This is a genomic window from Nocardia sp. NPDC003183 (genome assembly GCF_053590715.1).
In genome coordinates, this window is record NZ_JBSFTG010000001.1 from 906,448 (window position 1) to 925,175 (window position 18,728).

Below are 18,728 nucleotides of genomic sequence, written 5' to 3' on the forward strand. Positions count from 1 at the left end.
ACGCCAACCGGCCCGGCTATCCCCGTAGCCGGGCTTCGGCCAGTTCGCGCAGATCGCTGGACTTGATCTTGGCGCTGCCGGTGAGCGCGATATCGGCGTCGTCGAAGAACAGCACGTGGCGCGGCACCTTGTAGCTGGCGAGCTGCGCCTTGAGGAAGGCGCGGATCTCCTCGGCCGCGGGCTCGGCCCCGGCGTGCGGCACGATGCACGCGACGACCACCTCGCCGAGGGTCGGATGCGCGACGCCGACTGTGCGGGTGACCTTCACGCCGGGATGGTTGTTCAGGGCCGCGTCGACCTCGAGCGGTGAGACGTTCGCTCCGCCGGTCTTGATGATGTCGGTGAGCCTGCCCTCCCAGTAGAGCCGGCCCGTGTCGTCGAGGTAGCCGCCGTCGCCGGTGTGGAAGTACCCGTCGGGGTCGAAGGTGTCCTCGCGCCGGACCCCGAGATAGCCGAGCATCAGGGTGGGGCCCTTCACACAGATCTCCCCGCGCGCACCCCGCGCGACGATCTCGCCGGTGAGCGCGTCGGCGATCTTGATCGTCATGCCGGGCAGGGCAAGGCCGCTGCTGCCCGCGTGCACCTCGGGCGGGGTGTCGGCGGGGAAACACGTGGCGATCGTGAAGGTTTCGGTGCAGCCGTAGGCGTGGCCGGGTTCGTACCACCTGGTCGAGACGGTGGGATGGTGGGCGATCGGGGTGTCGTAGTCCACGAACCGCATACTGCTCAGATCGACGGTGGCCCAGTTGGGGGCGGCTTCGAGCTGGGCCCACTGGTGCGGCCAGGCGACCGGGAAGTTCACCCGCTGCGCCGCCATCAGATCCAGTGCCTCGGCGGCGTCGAAGGTCGGCTGGAGCACGAGGACCCCGCCCGCCGCGAGCGTCGAGCCCAGCGCCTGACCGAAATTGCCGGACCAGAAGAAGCCGTTGGCCGCCCAGCACCGCACATTGTCGGCGGGGGTGAAGGCGAACATGCGCTGGAAGCGCCACATCTGGATGGTCACCCCGGCGTGCGCGCTGAGGATGCCCTTGGGCGTGCTGGTCGAGCCGGAGGAGAAGAACAGCACCGCCGCGTCGCTGGGCCGCACCGCCGCGGCGGTGGCCTCGACCAGCGCACGGGGGGTGCCGTGGCCCTCGGCCAGGAAGTCGGCCCAGGTCTGGATCGCGGTGCTCGGTGTCGGCTCGCCGATCATCGCGAGCCTGCGCAGGAAAGGGAATTCGGTCGAGTCCAGCGCGCCGGGCTCGGCCGTGCCGATCCGGGGCTCGAGCTCGGTCAGGATCGCCGCGAAGTCCTTGCCCGCCACGGTCCGCTCGAACAGCAGCACCGAGACGCTGGACTCGCGCAGCAGGAATTCCAGTTCGGCGCGGGTGGAGAAGGTGCTCAGGGCCACGGCGACCCCGCCCGCGAGCGCGGCGCCGAACATCGCCGCGATCCATTCGGGCCGGTTGGTCATCAGCACCCCGACCCGGCCGTCCTTGCCGAGGCCGGTGGCGCGCAGCGCCGTGGCGACCTCGACGGCGCGCTCCCACAGATCGGTGTAGGTCCACCGGATCTCGCCCTGTGCGGATGTGGCGATCACGGCCTCGCGATCGCCGTACTTCTGGGTCACCGTGCGCAGGAACCCGGGCAGCGTGAGCGGCCCGAGGCCGGGCTCGCTGCTCAGGTCGGGTCCCGTCACGAGCGAAACAGCCTGTGCGGATACGGTTTCGGACTCCACGCCCATCATCGGCCTCTCTCGCGGATTCGTCTCGGCGCCGCTAGAACGGCAGCTCGACCTCGGCGGTGCAGTCCACCAGCACACCGAAGTCCTGATTGGTCAGGCGCAGCTTGATCTGCACGATCGGCACGCCCCAGGCCGACTCCGCGTCCTTGCCGATCACCTCGGCGTCGAAGTAGGTCACATCGCCCTCGAAAGCGGGCAGCCGGAAGTTCGCCTTGGAATGGCGGACCATGCCGTCGTAACCGGCCCAGTAGGCGAGGTAGTCGGTGCACCAGGCGCCCATGGTGGCGCCGTAGCCGTAGGCGCGCGCCATCCCGACCTCGCTGGCCTTGTCCGCGTCGATGTGCCCGCGCGACGGGCCGACGTAGAGTCCGTCCCGCTTGCGCGGGTCGATCTTGGCGCCCTCCTCGTCGAAGGCGAAACCCTCCACCCAGCCCGGGTCCTGATACACCCACGGGTCGGCGATGCCCGGCGGGGCGACCCAGCCGAAGGTGCCCCAGATGTTGAACAGGAACGCCCGGTACTCGGTGGTGAAGCTGGCGACCGTGTGCGGTCCGATCACCCGGCGCGGCAGGTTGTCGCCGACCTTCACCTCGTCGAAGTGGGGCGAGATTCCGTGGCGGTTGGACAGCAGCCAGTCGTTGCGCAGCGCGTCGACCGCGCCGAGTTCGGCCGGGGTCCAGCTCTTCACCGCGCCGAACTGGTTCTCGTAGAGCCCGCGTTCGGCGGCCTCGGCGGCGAGATAGCGGATCGCGGTGGACCGCTCGCGCGCCACCAGGACACCGTGCTGGTTGGTGTGAGTGGTGTCGCCGCGCGAGAACATGGTCGGCCCAGCGAATTTCGTATCGGCGACCTTGTAGTCGTGGAAGCGGCGCTGCTGGAACAGGGTGTCGCCGGGCCGCACCGGGCAGCCGTAGAACCACCATTCCTCGCCGCCGAAGATCAGGTGGCTGCCGGGAATGTGGCCGACGCAGGCGGGCGCCGCACCGTGCCCGTAGTCCAAGGCCACGGCGATCGACTGCGGGGCGACGAGTCCGCCGAAGCGGGATTCCTTGGCGAACTCGTGATCCCAGTGCACGGGATTGGGGTAGTCCATCGCCATCACCCAGCGGCGAATGTCGGAGGTACTGCACGGGTCCCACAGTTGGCCGCCGCCGATCGGCTGACCGACCCGATGGTCGACATCGGACAGATCGAGTTGGGCGGTCGCGGGTCGGTCCGGCTTCGTGCTCACAGCTGCTCCTGAATTATCGATTGACGTCGACGACGATGCGACCGCGCACCGTGCCCGCGATGAGCCGCTCGGCGGCGGCGATGGTGTCGGCCAACGTGATCTCCTCGACGATCGCCTCGATGGTGTCGGCGGCGAGATCGCGGGCGAGCCGGGACCAGGCGGCGTCGCGTCGCGAGCGCGGCGCCATGACGCTGTCGATGCCGTAGAGGGTCACCCCGCGCAGAATGAACGGCGCGACCGAGGACGGGAAATCCATGCCCTGGGCCAACCCGCACGCAGCGACCGCGCCGCCGTAGCGGGTCTGAGCGCAGGCATTGGCCAGGGTGTGACTGCCGACCGAGTCGACGACGCCCGCCCAGCGTTCCTTCTGCAACGGCTTGCCGCCCGCACCCAGTTCGGCGCGGTCGAGCACCGTGGCCGCACCGAGCCGACGCAGGTAGTCGGCCTCGTCGGTTTTTCCGGTCGCGGCGGCCACGGTGAAGCCGGCCGCGGTGAGTAGGGCGATCGCGATGCCGCCGACTCCGCCGGTCGCGCCGGTGACCAGGACCTCGCCCTGCTCGGGTCGCACGCCGTGGTCGAGCAGCGCGCTCACACACAGGCTCGCGGTGTAGCCCGCGGTGCCGATGGCCATCGCCTGACGGGCGGTGAACGCCTCGGGTAGCGGCACGAGCCAGTCGCCGTCGAGCCGGGCGCGCTGGGCGAGGCCACCCCAGTGGGTCTCCCCGACACCCCAGCCGTTGAGTACCACGCGGTCGCCCTTGGCCCAGTCCGGGTGCGCGCTGTCGGTGACGATGCCGGCTAGGTCGATGCCGGGCACCATCGGGAAGCTGCGCACCACGGGGGAGGCGCCGGTGATCGCCAGGGCGTCCTTGTAATTCAGCGTCGAGTACTCGACGTCGATGTCGACGGTGCCGTCCGGGAGTGCGGACTCGGCCACGCTGGTCAGCGCGACTCTTCGTCCCGCATCGTCTTTTTCGATCAGTACCGCGGAGAACTTCGCCGTCGTCGTGTCGTCCATGGCGAGCACATTACGTCAATCCTATTAAGGATAGCAATGCTTGACTGTTCAATGCGTCAGCGGGTGGTCCAGCCGCCGTCGACCACGATCGTCTGGCCGGTGACGTAGCTGCCCGCGTCGCCCGCCAGCCAGAGCACGGCCCCGACGATGTCCTGCGCGGTGCCCTCCTTCGGCAGTGGCGTATTGCGCCGCAGATACTCCGTGGCGCGCTCGCTCTCGTAGAGCGGCCCGGTGATCTCGCTGCGGAAGAAGCCCGGCGCGACCGTGTTCACCCGGATCGAATGCCGCGCCCACTGCACCGCGAGTTCGGCGGTGAGCCCGGACAACCCGGCCTTGCTCGCGGCGTAGGACGCCTGCGGGATGCCGGGGATGCCGACCCGCCCGCTGATCGAGGAGATGTTCACGATCGTGCCGCGACCGAGCGCGCGCATATGCGGAAACACCTGCTGCGACAGCCGCAACGGCGCGACGAGGTTGAGATCCATCGTGCGACGGACGGCGTCGAGGGGTTCGTCCTCGGCGCGTTCGGTGGTGAACATCGTGCCCGCGGCGTTGATCAGGATCTCCGGTGGACCCAGCGCGGCGACGACCGCGGGCACGATCGCCTCGAGCCCCTCGCCGCTGCCGTCGAGATCGGACAGATCGCACGCTACGGCGAGGCCGTCGATCCGCGCGGCGAGTTCGGTCAAACGATCCCGGCGCCGGGCCACCACCGCCACCCGGGCGCCCAGGTCGGCCAGGGCCGTCGCCACCGCGGCGCCGAGACCCGACGACGCGCCGGTCACGATCGCTACCTGTCCGTCGAGGTCGAAAAGCCGTGCGGTCGTGTCGCGCTCGGGTGTCATGGCGGATTCCTCAGGCTTCGGTGGAGTGTGGTCGCCGGGCGGCGAGCGCGGGCAGTTTCGTGCGTTCGACCTTGCCCATCGCATTGACCGGCAGGGCATCGACCACCGACCAGATCTCGGGCACCTTGTACGGCGAGAGCTCGCGCCGGCACAGCGCGGTGAGTTCGGCGATATCGATCGGGGCGCCGGCGCGCTCGAGCACGGCGGCGACGCGATGGCCGAGCCGGTCGTCGGCGATGCCACAGACCGCGACCTTGGCGACGCCGGGGTGGGCGGCGATGACACGTTCCACCTCGAGCGGATAGACGTTCGCGCCACCACGGATGATGACGAGCTTCTTGCGGTCGAGCACGGTCAGCCAGCCGTCCGCGTCGACGGTCCCGATGTCACCGGTCGGGATCGGGCCGGGGGCCGGCGCTCGAATGCCCTCGGGTTCCCAGTAACCCAGCATCGGTCGCCACCGGTGCGCCCACGGTCCGGTGGTGACGCCGTCGAGGCGCAATTCACCGAGCTCACCCGCGCGCAGCGGATGGCCGTCGTCGTCGTACGCCGCGACCGTGTACTGCGGTAGTACCTGCCCGCAGGTTCCGGGGCGTGGGGCCGCGCGCGGCGGGTCGATGGAGACGACGGTCGGCGCCTCGGTCAGGCCGTAGGTGACGTGGGGCACGAGCCCGTGCGCCGCGTGGAACGCCTGTCGCAGCGATTCCGGGGTGTCGCCGCCGCCGCTCCACACCTCGGTGAGCGAGCTGAGATCGAGGTCGGGGCGGCGGGCGAGGTCGTAGAGCTGCGCGGGCGCGCCGTTCCACACGGTGACCCGTCGCGTGGCGATCCATTCGGCGACACCGTCGACGTCGCGCCGGTTCATCACCACCGCGCATCCACCGGCTTGGGCGGTGAGCAGGGTGGACAGGACCATGAGGTTCAGGATGGTGAGCGGAAAGCTGTCGCCCTTGCGCAGTTCGGGGCCCCAGCCGCGTGTGGCGACGAGCGTCGCGCCGGGCAGGAGCAGGTTGCGCTGGCTGTGCACTACGGCTTTGGGCTGTCCCGACGTGCCGCTGGTGAAGGCGATGGCGGCGGGCGCGTCGACGTCGGCCTCGACCCGCGGCGCGACCGACCCGGCGGCCATCAGGTCGGCCCATCGATCGGAATCGACGCACGTGGACGCGGTCAATCGACAGTGCTCCCCGGCGAGCACGACCATCGGAGCGCAGAGCTCGTCGAGGTAGCGCTGCTCACTCGCCGTGAGCGCCTCGCCGATCCCCGCCCAGATCGCGCCGATCCGTTGCGCGCCGTGAAACGCGGCGACGATGTCGAGGTCGTTGGGCAGGCACGCGGCGACCCGGTCGCCGGGCCGCACGCCCAGCGACCACAGTGCCCCCGCCGCCCGGTCGGCCCGTTCGTCGAGTTCGGCATAGGTCCAGACGCCCGACACCGCCTCCACCGCGGCGGCGTCCGGGCGCTCGCGCAGGGCGGTGTCGAATACCCCGGCGACGGTCGCGTGCCGAGGTGGGTGCGAGCCCGATGGGTCGCTGTTGTCGATGTCGTCCACGACTTCTTCTTCCCCTCACTATCCTTGTAATGATTCATACTATAGGCTCGGTCCCGCTGTCCCGGAGCACGCGCGAGCTCCTGGATGTGGCTTCCGCCGATGCCGAATCCGCCCGGCCGCCAACATCTCTCGGCTGCCGGATCCCTGTGACGGAGGAGAGGTCGAGCCGTGATGGCACCTCGAACAACGACGCGCTCGGGACCACTGTCCGAGCTGCGTGTCCTGGATCTGACCGCGATGGTCATGGGCCCCTACTGCACCCAGATCATGGCCGACATGGGTGCGGACGTGATCAAGATCGAGCCGCCCGCCGGGGACAACACCCGCTACATCTCGGTCGGCCCCGACCCGGCGATGGGAGGGGTGTTCGTCAATGTGAACCGGGGCAAACGCAGCGTCGTCCTGGATCTGCGCTCGGAGCCGGGCAAGCAGGCGCTGGGCGCGCTGATCGCCGACGCCGACGTGTTCATCCACTCGATGCGCGCCACCGCGATCGCCGGACTCGGCTTCGACTACGCCGCGGTGTCGGCGATCAATCCGTCGATCGTCTACACCAACTGCTACGGGTACGGCAGGCGTGGGCCCTACGCGAACTTCACTGCCTACGACGACACCATCCAGGCCGAGAGCGGCCTGCTTTCCGCGCAGGAGCAGTTGACCGGAACGGCGGGCTACGTCGGCACCATCCTGGCCGACAAGGTGGCCGGGCTGACAGCGCTCTACGCCACCACCATGGCGCTGTTCCATCGGGAGCGGACGGGGGAGGGGCAGGAGGTCGAGGTCGCCATGTTCGAGACCATGGCCGCGTTCATGCTGGTCGAACACGCCAACGGCGCGCTGTTCAGCCCACCGCTCGGTCCCGCCGTGTACCCCCGCGCCGTCACGCCCAACCGTAAGCCCTACCGGACCAGCGACGGCGGCTATGTCAGCGCGCTGGTCTACAACGACAAGCAGTGGTCGGCGTTCATCGACGCGGTCCAACCACCGTGGGCCGGACCGGAATTCGCCACCCTCGCCCAGCGCGCGGCCCGGATCGATACCGTCTACGGCCTGCTGAGCGAGACGTTCGCCGAGCGCACGACCCAGCAATGGCTCGACCTGCTGCGCGCGCTCGATATTCCGGCCGCCCCGGTGCGCACCCTCGACGAACTCTTCGACGATCCGCACCTGAACACGGCGGGTTTCTTCGAGACGGTCCAGACCGAGCACGGCGCGGTCCGCTTTCCCGGCCCGCCGACCTGGTTCTCCCGTACCCCCGGCCGGGTCGCCGGTGGCGCGCCCGGACTCGGCGCCCACACCACGGAAGTACTCGACGAGATAACGACCCATCACACCACCGCAGCATCGGAGCAGCAATGACCAGTCTCGGAGAAGCCTTTCGCGCGCGTTCCTGGCTCTTCGCGCCAGGCGACAGCAGGCGCAAGATGGAGAAGGCGGCGGCCAGCGCGGCCGACATCGTCATCTTCGATCTGGAGGACGCCGTCCTCGACGCGGCGAAAGCGCAGTCCCGCGCGATGATCGCCGATCTGCTCACCACGCGGCCCGCGGACGCGAGCCGGCTGTGGGTACGGGTCAACCCGCTCGACGGACCACACACCCTGGCCGATCTGGCGGCCGTCGTCGCCGCTCGGCCCGGCGGCATCATGCTGCCCAAGTCGCGCGGTCGCGCCGATGTCGAACGTCTCGACCACTATCTGAGCGCGCTGGAGGTGGCCGCCGGGATCGAACAGGGCTCCACCAAGGTCATCGTGTTGGTGACCGAGACCGCCGAAGCCATGTTCACCACCGGCTCCTACCGTGGCGCGCCCCGGGTGGTCGCGATGACCTGGGGCGCCGAGGACCTCGCCGATTCGGTGGGCGCCGCCGAGAACCGAAATCCGGACGGGAGTTACGGATTCACCTACGAGCTGGCACGGAGTCTGTGTCTGCTCGGCGCCACCGCCGCCGGGGTGGCGGCGGTGGAGACCATCCAGGGCGACTTCCGCGACCTGGCCGGGCTGCGGGCCAGAGCCGAGCGGGTGCGTCGCGACGGCTACAGCGGCATGCTCGCCATCCATCCCGACCAGGTCGAGGTGATCAACGCGGCGTTCACCCCCACGCTCGCGGAATTGGCCGCGGCCCAGGAGATCGTGGATCTGTTCGCCGCCCATCCCGGCGTCGGCGCCCTCGGTCATCGCGGCGCCATGCTCGATCGTCCGCACCTGGCCCGCGCGCAGGCGCTGCTGGCATCGGGCGGACGGGCGTGAGCGTCTCGGTCGCGGCGACAGGGCTGGATCTGGGCCGCTACCTGCGCCACGGCGACCGCATCGTCATCGGTCAGGCGTGCGGCGAGCCGACCACCCTCGTCGAGGCGTTGATCGCGGATGGTCGCGAGATCGGCGGGCTCTCCGCGTTCATCGCCACCAGCTTCTCCGGACTGTTCACCCCCGAGACGGCCGACAGTTTCGCGCTGTCGAGCATGGGCGCGATCGGCACGTTGCGGTCGATGACCAAGGCGCACAAACTGACCGTGATCCCGTGCCACGTGAGCCGGGTCGCGCCGATGATCGCGGCGGGCACGCTCGGCTGCGACGTCGCCTTCGTCCAGGTGAGCCCCGCCGACGCGCACGGCAACCACAGCCTCGGGCTGATCAGCGACTACGTCCGGGCCGCTGTCACGAAGGCGCGGGTCGTGATCGCCGAGGTGAACGAGCGGGTGCCCTACACCCACGGCGCGCTGCTCGCGAGCGCCGACATCGACTGTGCTGTCACGGTTTCGAGGCCACCGGTCGCCGTCGCGCCGACCGCCGCCGACCCGACCGACGACGCCATCGCCCAACACGCCGCCCAGTACATCGGCGACGGCGCCGTGCTGCAGGTCGGCGTCGGCGCGGTGCCGGACGCGGTTCTGCGGCTGCTGGGCGATCGCACCGATCTCGGTGTGCACTCCGGGATGATCGGCGACGGTGTCGTCGATCTCATCGAGTCCGGCGCGATCACCAACGCGCGCAAGGGCATCGATCGAGGTGTGTCGATCACCGGGGCGCTGATCGGCACCGAACGGCTCTACTCCTTCGCCCATCGCAACCCGCTGATCGGCATGCGCGCCACCTCCTACACCCACGACGCGGGCGTGCTGTCGACCCTGGACAATCTGGTGTCGCTCAATTCCGCGCTCGAGGTCGATCTGACCGGCCAGGTGAACGCCGAACAGAGCGGTTCGGCCTATCTGGGCGGGACCGGCGGTCAAGTCGACTTCGTTCGTGGCGGCCTGCGCTCACCGGGCGGGCACGCCGTGATCGCGCTGCCCGCCACCGCGAAAGGCGGCACCCTCAGCCGGATCACCGCGAGTCTGTCCGGTCCGGTGACGACCGCGCGCAGCGACGTGGATGTGATCGTCACCGAGTTCGGCGCCGCCGAACTCGCGGGCGCATCGGTTGCCGAGCGCACGCGCCGACTGATCGCCATCGCCCATCCCGACTTCCGGGCTGAGCTCGACCGAGCCGCCCACCTGATCCAGCAGCGAGGTTTCTGATGAACGACGCCGTGCTCTTCGACGCCAGGGCCGACGGCATCGCCGTGATCACCCTGAACCGGCCGGAAACCCGCAACTGTCTGGCCGCCGATGTGCGCGCGGGTCTGTACGCCGCGTGGGACCGGTTCGAACACGATCCCGCGCTGCGCGTGGCCGTGCTCACGGGTGCGGGTGACAAGGCGTTCTGCGCGGGCGGCGATCTCAAGGAGATGGTGGACACCGGGATGCGGGTGCCCCCGCCGGAGATGTTCCCGCTGCCCTACGACACCATCGAGCTGTCCAAGCCCACGATCGCCGCGGTCAACGGCGCCGCGTTCGCCGGCGGGTGGATGATCGCGCAGGCCTGCGACCTGTGTGTGGCGAGCACGGCGGCGACGTTCGCGATCACCGAGGTGAAGGTGGGGCGCAGCTCGCCGTGGGCCGCGCCGCTGATTCATATGATCCCCCAGCGGATCATGATGGAGCTGCTGCTCACCGGCGCGCCGATCACCGCGCGCCGGGCCTACGAGGTGGGCCTGGTCAATCGCCTCGCCGAGCCGGGCGCGGTCCTGACGGCGGCGCTGGAACTGGCTGCCGAGATCCTGCGCGGCGCACCGCTGTCGGTGCGGGCGGCGCGGGATACGGTGATGCTCGCCACCGAGATGGGCCGTTCCGACGCGCTGGGGGCCGCCAGAGCTGCCGCCGTCGAGTGCTACGACAGTGCCGACGCGCAGGAAGGGCCGCGCGCATTCGCGGAGAAGCGAACCCCGATCTGGCTGGGCCGCTGAGACATTCGGCTGCCGCCACAGCCAATTCGGTGGGTGTACCGGGAACGTCGGCTCGTGCCCGCGGGCCGAATCCGGGCGAGGGGAATACGCTTGCCTCGGCCCGGTTCGGATGCCCTCGATGGTCGTCGCATCGACCGTCGCGAGCGTCAATGCGTGCCGACCGTGGTCACTTCGGCGGGAAGCGGAGCGCGCCGTCGAGGCGGATCACTTCACCGTTGAGGTAGTCGTTCTCGATGATGGACTGCGCCAGCTGCGCGTACTCCGGCGACTGCCCCATCCGCTTCGGGTGGGGGACCTGCGTGCTCCAGTGGGCCTCCAAGCGATCGGCGGCCTTGCCGTAGGCGGGGGTGTTGAACGTACCGGGTGCGATCGTGACGACCCGGATGCCGAGCGGGGACAGGTCGCGGGCCGCGACCAAGGTCATGCCGACCACGCCGCCTTTTGCCGCGGCGTAGGGGAGCTGGCCGATCTGGCCCTCGTAGGCCGCGATCGAGGCGGTGTTGACGATGACGCCGCGGCTGCCTTCGTCGAGCGGTTCCTGCTTGGCGATGGCGGCGGCCGAGAGCCGCAGCACATTGAACACAGCGGTCAGGTAGAACTCGATCGTGGTGCGGAAGCCGTCGAGCGCGAGCGGGCTGCCGTCTTTGCCGACCAGTCGTCCGCCGCTGGCGGGACCGCCGTGCGTATCGACCGAAATCCGCAGCGGGCCCAGGGTTTGCGCCTCGTCGATGGCGGCCTGAACGGACTCCTCGCTGGTGGCGTCGGTGTGCACGTAGCGGATGCCGAGTTCGGCCGCGAGTTCCTTGCCCTTGTCGTCGGCGACATCGGCGACGACCACCTTCGCCCCCGCGGCGTGCAAGCGACGGACGGTGGCCTCCCCGAGCCCGCCGGTACCGCCGACCACGATGGCGGAACTACCACTTATATCCATGTTGTTTTCCTCTCTTGAAATCAACACTCTCTTGCTGTGAGAATAATGTTCTCATGAACATTGGCATGATCCTAGACATGGCCGCCTCGGCCGGGAGCCGATCGGTGATCACGGTCGGCGACCGCTCGCTGTCCGCGGCAGACCTGCTCGACCGCGCCCGACGTGCGACCCCGCGCTTCCAGGAGTACTCCGCGGTGCTGTATCTGGGCGCCAACCACCTGGCCTATCCGATCGCCCTGTTCGGCGCCGTGCTGGCCGGTGTGCCGTTCGTGCCGCTGAACTACCGGCTCGGCGATGCCCAGCTGAGCGCGCTGCTCGAACGCCACCCCGGCGCGCTGGTCCTGCGACCGGAGGACCTCGACGCCCTGGTGGCGGTCGACCCCGCCCAGCCCGACGCGCCCGAGGTGGCGACGCCGTGGGACGCGGACTCGGTGGCGGTGATCCTCTACACCAGCGGCACCACCTCCGCGCCCAAGGCCGCGCTGCTGCGCCACCGGCACCTGATGGCCTACCTGCTCAACACCGTGGAGTTCGGTGCCGCCGCGACCACCGACGCGACCTTGGTGTCGGTGCCGCCATATCACATCGCGGGGCTGACGAACCTGCTCTCCAATCTCTACGCCGGCCGCCGGGTGGTCTATCTGCCCGCCTTCGACCCCGCCGAGTGGCTGGCGACGGTACGCCGGGAACAGATCACCCAGGCGATGCTGGTGCCGACCATGCTGGCGCGCATCGTCGCCGCGGTCGACGGACCCGACGCGAGCACCCCGACCTTGGCGACGCTGGCCTACGGCGGCTCGCGCATGCCGCGACCGGTGCTAGATCGCGCACTGCGGGTGTTCCCCGAGACCGGTTTCGTCAACGCCTACGGGCTCACCGAGACCGCGTCCTCGGTAGCGGTCCTCGGACCGGAGGACCACCGGGCCGCCGCCGCCTCCGCCGACGAGCTCGTGCGCGATCGTCTCGGCTCGGTGGGCCGCCCGTTGCCCGGCATCGAATTCGAGATCCGCAGCGCCGCGGGCGAACCCGTCGCGGTCGGCGAGACCGGATTGGTCTTCGTCCGTGGTGATCAGATCTCGGGCGAATACGGCGGCCGCAGCGCCCTCGACGCCGAGGGTTGGTTCCCCACCGGTGATCTCGGCAGGCTCGACTCCGCCGGCTACCTGTTCATCGACGGCCGCGCCGACGACACCATCATCCGGGGCGGGGAGAACATCGCACCGGCCGAGATCGAGGACGTGCTGCTCGGATGCCCCGGCATCACCGAGGCCGCGGTGATCGGCGTGCCCGATGCGGAATGGGGTCAGCGCCTGGTCGCGGTGGTCGTGGGGGTCGGTGACGAAGCGCAGGTCAAGCAGTGGGTCAAGGACCGGCTGCGTTCGTCGAAGACGCCCGACGCCGTCGTGTTCCGTACCGAGCTGCCCAAGACCGACACCGGAAAACTATTGCGACGCACCCTTGTCGCCGAAATGGAGGGCACCCATGCCTGAAGCAGTCATCGTCTCCGCGCTGCGCACGCCCATCGGGACCGCGCGCAAGGGGACGCTGCGCGACACCGACGGCTTCACGCTGGCCGATCATGTGGTCGCCGCGGTGGCGGCCGACCTCGATCCGAATCAGATCGACGATGTCATCCTGGGCGAGGGGCGTTACGGCGGCGGCGTGCTGGCCAGGCACGCCGCGGTCACCTCGGGGCTCACCACGGTGCCCGGCCTCGCCACCAACCGGCACTGCGCGGCGGGGATGGCCGCGGTGCAGTCCGCCGCGGCGAGCATCCGCGCGGGTATGGACCGGCTCGTCATCGCCGGTGGCGTGAACGCCGATTCCACCGCGCCGCGCCTGCGTTTCCGGGTCGGCGAGGACGAATGGCTCGACCCGTGGACCTCGCCGACGCATCCCGATCGTCCGGATGCGCCGAATCTGGACATGTCCATCACCGTCGGCTGGAACGCGGCGGTCAAAGCCGGTATCTCGCGTGCGGAGATGGACGCCTGGGCGTTGCGTTCGCACCGCAACGCCATCGCCGCCATCGACGAGGGGCGTTTCGCCGACGAGATCGTGCCGATCAAGACCCCGCACGGCCTGTTCGAGGTCGACGAGCACCCACGCCGCGACACCACTATCGAGAAGCTGGCCGGGTTGAAGGTGCTGCACCCCGAGATCGAGGGTTTCAGCATCACGGCGGGCAACGCCGCGGGCGCCAACGACGGGGCCGCGGCCCTGGCCATCGCCAGTGATCGGCTCGGGCTGCCCGCGCTCGGTGTCATCCGGTCGTGGGCGTCGGTCGCGGTCGACCCCGCCGTCACCGGCCTCGCGCCCATCGAGGCGATCGCGAAAGCGGTGTCGCGGGCGGGGATCTCGCTGTCGCAGGTGAGTCTGATCGAGATCAACGAAGCGTTCGCGGTGGTGCCGCTGGCCGCGATCAAGGCGCTCGACATCGACCCGGAACTGGTCAATGTCAGTGGCAGCGGGTGCTCGCTGGGGCATCCGGTCGCGGCGACCGGGGCCAGGATGATCGCCACCCTGGTGCACGAATTGCGGCGCCGTGGTGGCGGTTTCGGCATCGCGGCGCTGTGCGCCGGTGGTGGTATGGGCTCGGCGACGGTCGTCGAGGTAGCCGCGCCCTGAGGTGATACCGGGTGGCCTCCGCGGCCACCCGGTCGTTCAGGATTCGGCGAACCCGAACGCGCAGAAGTCCCAGACTTCGCCCGCGGTGATGGGGTGTGCGCTGTCCTCGTCGGCGCCGCCCGCCGACTGGGCGGTGAACATGACCGTCTGCATCACGACGGCGGCCATGCGGTGCGGGTTGAGGTCGGCGCGCAGCGCACCCGCCTTCTTGGCCTGTTCCATCAGGTCGGTGAACAGCGACAGCAGGGGCGCGTGCGCGACCTTGACCTGAGCAGGGTGCGAGACCAGCAGCTGCGGCGCGAAATCGGTGAACAGGGGCCGTTGGGCGACCGGGTCGGGCCTGCATAATTCGAACAGCAGCTCCACGGTCACCCGCAGCCGATCCAGCGGCTCGGTCTTGCCCTCGGCGGCCGCCGCCAGCTGATCCGCGGTCCGGCTCAGCGCGTCCTCGAACAGGGCGAGCAACAGCTCGTGCTTACCGTCGAACTGCAGGTAGAAGCTGCGCAGCGACTGGCGGGAGCGGTCGACGACTTCCTGCACGGTGAAGTCGGTGGTGCCCTTCTCGGTGATGATCGCCTGCGCCGCGTCGAGGAATTTTTGCACCCGCTGCTCGGCGCGCAGTTTCGCCCCGCGGATGGACCGCTCGACGGCCCGCTGTTTCCACGCGGGCTCTTCGCTGACGCTGGTCACGGTTGCCTCCATCCTCGGTCAGGTGTGCAGAACATGCATGCACTGTACCGGAGAACGTCATATCCAAGGGCTACCAGCCCCGCGTGTCCGCGATCTTGGAGACTATTACTTTCTTCTGACGAGAATGTTATTCTCCGTATCGATACTGACGGTTGCTGGCAAGGAGGCCCTCCGGATGCTCGTGGAGTTCGACTCCGATCAACGGCTGTGGCAGGAAACTGTGCGCGCCGTCCTCACCAAGGAATGTCCGCCCACGCTGATTCGCGCGGTCGCCGACCAGGACGCCGATCCGGACCCGCTGTGGCAGACCTACGTCGAGCTGGGCTGGACCGAATTGGTCGACGCAGGCGATGCGGTGGAACTGGCCATCGTGCTCGAGGAGCTGGGCCGGGCGACCGATCCCACGCCGTACCTGGCGACGATGAGCCAGTTCGCCCCGCTCGCACCGGAGTTCGCGCAGGGTGGGCGCTCGGGAACGGCCGTGTTCACCGGCGTCACGGTGCGGCGCGACGGTGCGGACTGGGTGCTCGACGGCACCGCGCACCATGTCCTCGACGGTGACCGCGCGCAGCACTACGCGGTCGTCACCGATGCCGGGGTGTTCGTCGTCGAGGCGGCCGAGGTGATCGCCCGGCGCACAGCGGTTTTCGACCCGGTCCTGCACCTCGCCGAGGTGAGCTTCGTCGGGGTGCGCGTGCGCGACGACCGGCGCGTCGCCTCGGTGCCCGAACGCGCGCGCCACCTCGCGCTGACCGGGCTGGCGTTGACCACGGTCGGTGCGTGTCAGCGGATTCTGGACCTGGTGCTCGAGCACGTGCGCACGCGTCAGCAGTTCGGCGTCGCGCTCGGTTCCTTCCAGGCGGTCAAACACAAGGCCGCCGACATGCAGATCGCGATCGAACGGGCCAGGGCGCTGGCCTATTTCGCGGCGCTGACGATCGCCACCGATGATCCACGCCGCCGGATCGCCGCCTCGATGGCGAAGGCCGCGTCCGGCGAGTGCCAGTCCCTGGTGTTCCGCCACGGCGTGCAGTTGTTCGGCGGCATGGGTTTCACCTGGGAAAACGACCTGCAATTCGCGCTGAAGCGGGCCAAGGCCGGCGAGCTGCTGCTCGGCGGCGCGCACACGCATCGGGCGCTGATCGCCGAGGAGTACCGTGCAACTGACTTTTGACGCCGACGTCGAGGCCTTCCGGGCCGAATTCGTGGCGTTCCTGGACGAGAACCTGCCCGACGCGGCGGTCGCCGGCGCGGACCGGGCGGCGTCGAGCGCCGACATTCCCGGCTGGGCTCGCGAATGGCAACGCCTCCAGTTCGACAGCGGCTGGCTGCTTCCCGGCAACGCCCCGGAATACGGCGGCCGCAACGCGACGCTCGTGCAGCAGTACGTGCACCTCGAGGAGCTGTCCAAGCGGCACATGTATCACAGCTTCAACCCCCAGGGGCTCGGCATCATCGCCGCCTCACTGCTGTCGTTCGGTACCGAGGAACAGAAGCAGAACTGGGCGGTGCGGATCCTGCGCGCCGAGATCACCGCGGCGCTGGGCATGAGCGAACCGGGCGCCGGGTCCGATCTGGCCGGACTGCGGACCCGCGCGGTGCTCGACGGTGACCACTTCGTCGTCAACGGCCAGAAGGTCTGGACCTCCGGGGCCCACGACGCCGACGTGCTGCTGACCTTCGTCCGCACCGACCCCGACGTCCCCAAGCACAAGGGGATCAGCGTGCTGCTGATCCCGACCGACACCCCGGGCGTGACCCGACGCCCGTTCGCGTCGATCTGCGGTCCGCACGATCTGGACTTCAACGAGGTGTTCTTCGAGGACGTCGTGGTGCCGGCGCAGAACCTGGTCGGTCCGCTGCACGGCGGGTGGGGCGTGGCCAACGGTTCCCTCGGGCACGAGCGCACGCTGCTGTGGCTGAGTTTCGCCGACCGCCTGCGGGAACTGATCGAGGACTTCCGGCCCGAGACCGTGCTCGAGCGTGATGCCTACGCGACCATGGTCATGGACAACCAGGCCTTGCGCCTGCTCGGCTCGGCGGCGCTGGCCCGCGCGGCGCGCGGCGATCAGGATGTGGCCGCGCTGTCGGTGCTCAAGGTGTTCGGTTCGGAGGCGGTGCAGAGCGCCGCGGAGCAGACGCTGCTCGCGGCGGGCGCGGACGGGCTGGTGCACCCGGCCGTCACCGCGCCGTTCAATCCGCTGAATCTGGACAACTTCTCGTGCAGTTGGTTCGAGCGCTACGCGCGCAGCTTCGCGGGGACCATCGCGGGCGGCACGTCCGAAATCCAACGCAACATCATCGCCGAGCGTGTGCTCGGTCTCCCTCGGAGCTGAGGAGCTCGCTGTGTACATCCGCTACGAGGTCGCCGACAAGATCGCGACCATCACCCTGGATCGGCCCGAGGCGGCCAACGCCCAGAACTCGGACCTGCTCGACGAACTCGACGGCGCGTGGACCCGCGCGGCCCAGGACCCCGAGGTCGCGGTGATCGTGTTGCGCGGCGAGGGCAAGCACTTCTCGGCCGGTCACGACCTGAAGGATCGCTGGCCTTCGCCGCAGGACATCACGCTGGAGTGGATCTACCAGAACGAGAGCCGCCGCTACCTCGAGTACTCGCTGCGCTGGCGCAATGTGCCCAAGCCGTCCATCGCCGCGGTTCAGGGGCGGTGCATCGCCGGCGGACTGCTGCTGTGCTGGCCGTGCGATCTGATCGTGGCCGCCGATGACGCGCTGTTCTCCGATCCGGTGGTGCTGATGGGCATCGGCGGCGTCGAATACCACGGGCACACCTGGGAACTCGGCGCACGCAAGGCCAAGGAGATCCTGTTCACCGGTCGCGCGGTGACCGCGACCGAGGCCGAGCAGGTCGGCATGGTGAACAAGGTGGTGCCGCGCGCGGAGCTCGACGAGCAGACCCGCGCGCTGGCCACCCGGATCGCCGCCATGCCGTCGTTCGGTTTGCGGCAGGCCAAACGCGCGGTCAACCAGACACTCGACGTCCAGGGCTTCTACGCCGCCATTCAGTCCGTCTTCGACGTGCACTCGACCGGTCACGGGAACGCGTTGAGCGTGAACGGCTTTCCGATCCTGATGGCGCTGGACGAGATGAAACAGAAGATCGAGTGATTCGTCGCTCATTAAGAAGGGTACAACCAATGCGAAATACACTGCGCCGCAAGGCAATGGCCTGCTGTGGTCTCGTGGCGATCGCCCTCGTCACGGTCACCGGCTGCGGCTCCGACGACGAGGCTTCGAGTAGTTCGTCGACCACGTCGGCGGCCACCTCGTCGGCCAAGGCCGCGGCGGCCGACCCGGCGGCGGTCAAGTCCATCACCGATGCCTATGTGCTGTTCTTCGACGGCAAGGCGGGGGCCGACAAGAAGGTCGCGGTGGTCGAGAAGGGCGCCGAGTTCACCCCGTTGCTGCAGGCGCAAGCGGCCAACCCGCAGGCCCAGAGCACCTCGGTCACCGTGGGTGGGGTGAAGCTGATCGACGCGGACAACGCCGACGTCACCTATTCGCTGCTCATGAACGGCACGCCGGTACTGCCCGATCAGACCGGTCAGGCGGTGCGTCAGGGCGGCCAGTGGAAGGTGGCCGCGGCTACCTACTGCGCGCTGATGGCGATTCAGGGCGGCACCTCGCCCGCTTGTTGAGGTAGTCGAAACAGTGTGGCGCCCAGCGGTTTCCGCTGGGCGCCACACGTGTTTACAGAGTGGTGAATCAGATATTTTCTCAAAGGGTTAACTTTATTCTCTTTCGATGAGAAGATGATTTCCGAAATGGAGAGCGCCGAGAACAGGCGCTTTGTTCGATGAGAAACAGGGCT

The 18,728-nt window shown here is 69.2% G+C and carries 17 protein-coding genes; 10 read left to right on the top strand and 7 right to left on the bottom strand.

The features are described from left to right. Window positions 1-16: 16 nt before the first annotated feature. The 5 genes from ACWDXS_RS04145 to ACWDXS_RS04165 all read right to left on the bottom strand — a co-directional run bounded on the left by ACWDXS_RS04145 (window position 17) and on the right by ACWDXS_RS04165 (window position 6,366). Window positions 17-1,678 carry a class I adenylate-forming enzyme family protein gene (locus tag ACWDXS_RS04145; protein ID WP_449961840.1) on the bottom strand — a complete coding sequence of 554 codons (1,662 nt, stop codon included), beginning with the start codon at window positions 1,676-1,678 and terminating at the stop codon, window positions 17-19. A gap of 79 nt (window positions 1,679-1,757) precedes the next feature. Then, complete coding sequence (locus ACWDXS_RS04150; protein WP_449961843.1) at window positions 1,758-2,954, bottom strand: MaoC family dehydratase; 1,197 nt, start codon at window positions 2,952-2,954, stop codon at window positions 1,758-1,760. A 13-nt stretch (window positions 2,955-2,967) separates the two neighbouring features. Beyond that, window positions 2,968-3,972: an acrylyl-CoA reductase (NADPH) gene (gene acuI, locus ACWDXS_RS04155; RefSeq protein ID WP_067444879.1), complete on the bottom strand. Its 1,005-nt coding sequence runs from the start codon at window positions 3,970-3,972 to the stop codon at window positions 2,968-2,970. A 56-nt stretch (window positions 3,973-4,028) separates the two neighbouring features. Next, a complete protein-coding gene (locus ACWDXS_RS04160; RefSeq protein WP_449961847.1) occupies window positions 4,029-4,817 on the bottom strand; it encodes an SDR family NAD(P)-dependent oxidoreductase in 789 nt (262 codons plus the stop codon). Window positions 4,818-4,827: 10 nt separating this feature from the next. Further along, window positions 4,828-6,366: an AMP-binding protein gene (locus tag ACWDXS_RS04165; RefSeq protein ID WP_449961850.1), complete on the bottom strand. Its 1,539-nt coding sequence runs from the start codon at window positions 6,364-6,366 to the stop codon at window positions 4,828-4,830. A 171-nt stretch (window positions 6,367-6,537) separates the two neighbouring features. Between ACWDXS_RS04165 and ACWDXS_RS04170 the strand changes: the two genes are divergently transcribed. The 4 genes from ACWDXS_RS04170 to ACWDXS_RS04185 are packed head-to-tail and all read left to right on the top strand — an operon-like array spanning window position 6,538 to window position 10,647. Then, window positions 6,538-7,725 (top strand): CaiB/BaiF CoA transferase family protein, encoded by a 1,188-nt coding sequence (locus tag ACWDXS_RS04170; protein ID WP_449961853.1) that lies wholly within the window; start codon window positions 6,538-6,540, stop codon window positions 7,723-7,725. Further along, window positions 7,722-8,612 carry an HpcH/HpaI aldolase/citrate lyase family protein gene (locus tag ACWDXS_RS04175; RefSeq protein WP_449961856.1) on the top strand — a complete coding sequence of 297 codons (891 nt, stop codon included), beginning with the start codon at window positions 7,722-7,724 and terminating at the stop codon, window positions 8,610-8,612. The genes ACWDXS_RS04170 and ACWDXS_RS04175 overlap by 4 nt, the downstream gene beginning before the upstream one ends. After that, on the top strand, window positions 8,609-9,880 hold the full coding sequence (locus ACWDXS_RS04180) for an acetyl-CoA hydrolase/transferase family protein (RefSeq protein WP_449961859.1): 1,272 nt from the start codon (window positions 8,609-8,611) through the stop codon (window positions 9,878-9,880). Before ACWDXS_RS04175 ends, ACWDXS_RS04180 begins: the two co-directional genes overlap by 4 nt. Next, window positions 9,880-10,647, top strand: a complete 768-nt coding sequence (locus ACWDXS_RS04185; RefSeq protein ID WP_449961862.1) for an enoyl-CoA hydratase/isomerase family protein — start codon at window positions 9,880-9,882, stop codon at window positions 10,645-10,647. Before ACWDXS_RS04180 ends, ACWDXS_RS04185 begins: the two co-directional genes overlap by 1 nt. Window positions 10,648-10,813: 166 nt before the next feature. On the opposite strand, the gene ACWDXS_RS04190 is transcribed toward ACWDXS_RS04185, so the two are convergent. Then, window positions 10,814-11,578 (bottom strand): SDR family NAD(P)-dependent oxidoreductase, encoded by a 765-nt coding sequence (locus tag ACWDXS_RS04190; RefSeq protein ID WP_378990217.1) that lies wholly within the window; start codon window positions 11,576-11,578, stop codon window positions 10,814-10,816. Window positions 11,579-11,631: 53 nt separating this feature from the next. Here ACWDXS_RS04190 and ACWDXS_RS04195 point away from each other — a divergent pair, with 53 nt between their 5' ends. Both ACWDXS_RS04195 and ACWDXS_RS04200 read left to right on the top strand, forming a co-directional pair. Beyond that, a complete protein-coding gene (locus ACWDXS_RS04195) occupies window positions 11,632-13,068 on the top strand; it encodes a class I adenylate-forming enzyme family protein (protein WP_449961866.1) in 1,437 nt (478 codons plus the stop codon). Then, a complete protein-coding gene (locus tag ACWDXS_RS04200) occupies window positions 13,061-14,206 on the top strand; it encodes a thiolase family protein (RefSeq protein WP_449961869.1) in 1,146 nt (381 codons plus the stop codon). Before ACWDXS_RS04195 ends, ACWDXS_RS04200 begins: the two co-directional genes overlap by 8 nt. 36 nt (window positions 14,207-14,242) lie before the next feature. Here ACWDXS_RS04200 and ACWDXS_RS04205 read toward each other — a convergent pair whose 3' ends face one another. Beyond that, on the bottom strand, window positions 14,243-14,896 hold the full coding sequence (locus tag ACWDXS_RS04205; RefSeq protein ID WP_174551036.1) for a TetR/AcrR family transcriptional regulator: 654 nt from the start codon (window positions 14,894-14,896) through the stop codon (window positions 14,243-14,245). Window positions 14,897-15,071: 175 nt separating this feature from the next. On the opposite strand from ACWDXS_RS04205, the gene ACWDXS_RS04210 reads away from it, so the two are divergent. The 4 genes from ACWDXS_RS04210 to ACWDXS_RS04225 are packed head-to-tail and all read left to right on the top strand — an operon-like array spanning window position 15,072 to window position 18,555. Then, window positions 15,072-16,070, top strand: coding sequence for an acyl-CoA dehydrogenase family protein (locus tag ACWDXS_RS04210; protein WP_067445231.1), 999 nt, complete (start codon window positions 15,072-15,074; stop codon window positions 16,068-16,070). After that, entirely contained in the window at window positions 16,054-17,232 is a 1,179-nt protein-coding gene (locus ACWDXS_RS04215; protein WP_067444907.1) for an acyl-CoA dehydrogenase family protein, read from the top strand. The genes ACWDXS_RS04210 and ACWDXS_RS04215 overlap by 17 nt, the downstream gene beginning before the upstream one ends. A gap of 10 nt (window positions 17,233-17,242) precedes the next feature. Further along, on the top strand, window positions 17,243-18,025 hold the full coding sequence (locus tag ACWDXS_RS04220; protein ID WP_067444910.1) for an enoyl-CoA hydratase: 783 nt from the start codon (window positions 17,243-17,245) through the stop codon (window positions 18,023-18,025). 29 nt (window positions 18,026-18,054) lie between these two features. After that, the gene (locus tag ACWDXS_RS04225) at window positions 18,055-18,555 is read left to right on the top strand and encodes a hypothetical protein (RefSeq protein ID WP_067444912.1); all 501 of its coding nucleotides are present in this window, start codon (window positions 18,055-18,057) and stop codon (window positions 18,553-18,555) included. The last annotated feature ends 173 nt before the right edge of the window (window positions 18,556-18,728 follow it).

What these genes read in the sequence shown, in the direction of transcription:
- ACWDXS_RS04170 (WP_449961853.1), top strand. Translation starts at nt 6,538, where the DNA reads ATGGCACCTCGAACAACGACGCGCTCGGGACCACTGTCCGAGCTGCGT.
- ACWDXS_RS04200 (WP_449961869.1), top strand. Translation starts at nt 13,061, where the DNA reads ATGCCTGAAGCAGTCATCGTCTCCGCGCTGCGCACGCCCATCGGGACC.
- ACWDXS_RS04225 (WP_067444912.1), top strand. Translation starts at nt 18,055, where the DNA reads ATGCGAAATACACTGCGCCGCAAGGCAATGGCCTGCTGTGGTCTCGTG.
- ACWDXS_RS04160 (WP_449961847.1), bottom strand. Translation starts at nt 4,817, where the DNA reads ATGACACCCGAGCGCGACACGACCGCACGGCTTTTCGACCTCGACGGA.
- ACWDXS_RS04185 (WP_449961862.1), top strand. Translation starts at nt 9,880, where the DNA reads ATGAACGACGCCGTGCTCTTCGACGCCAGGGCCGACGGCATCGCCGTG.
- acuI (WP_067444879.1), bottom strand. Translation starts at nt 3,972, where the DNA reads ATGGACGACACGACGACGGCGAAGTTCTCCGCGGTACTGATCGAAAAA.
- ACWDXS_RS04190 (WP_378990217.1), bottom strand. Translation starts at nt 11,578, where the DNA reads ATGGATATAAGTGGTAGTTCCGCCATCGTGGTCGGCGGTACCGGCGGG.
- ACWDXS_RS04210 (WP_067445231.1), top strand. Translation starts at nt 15,072, where the DNA reads ATGCTCGTGGAGTTCGACTCCGATCAACGGCTGTGGCAGGAAACTGTG.
- ACWDXS_RS04175 (WP_449961856.1), top strand. Translation starts at nt 7,722, where the DNA reads ATGACCAGTCTCGGAGAAGCCTTTCGCGCGCGTTCCTGGCTCTTCGCG.
- ACWDXS_RS04195 (WP_449961866.1), top strand. Translation starts at nt 11,632, where the DNA reads ATGAACATTGGCATGATCCTAGACATGGCCGCCTCGGCCGGGAGCCGA.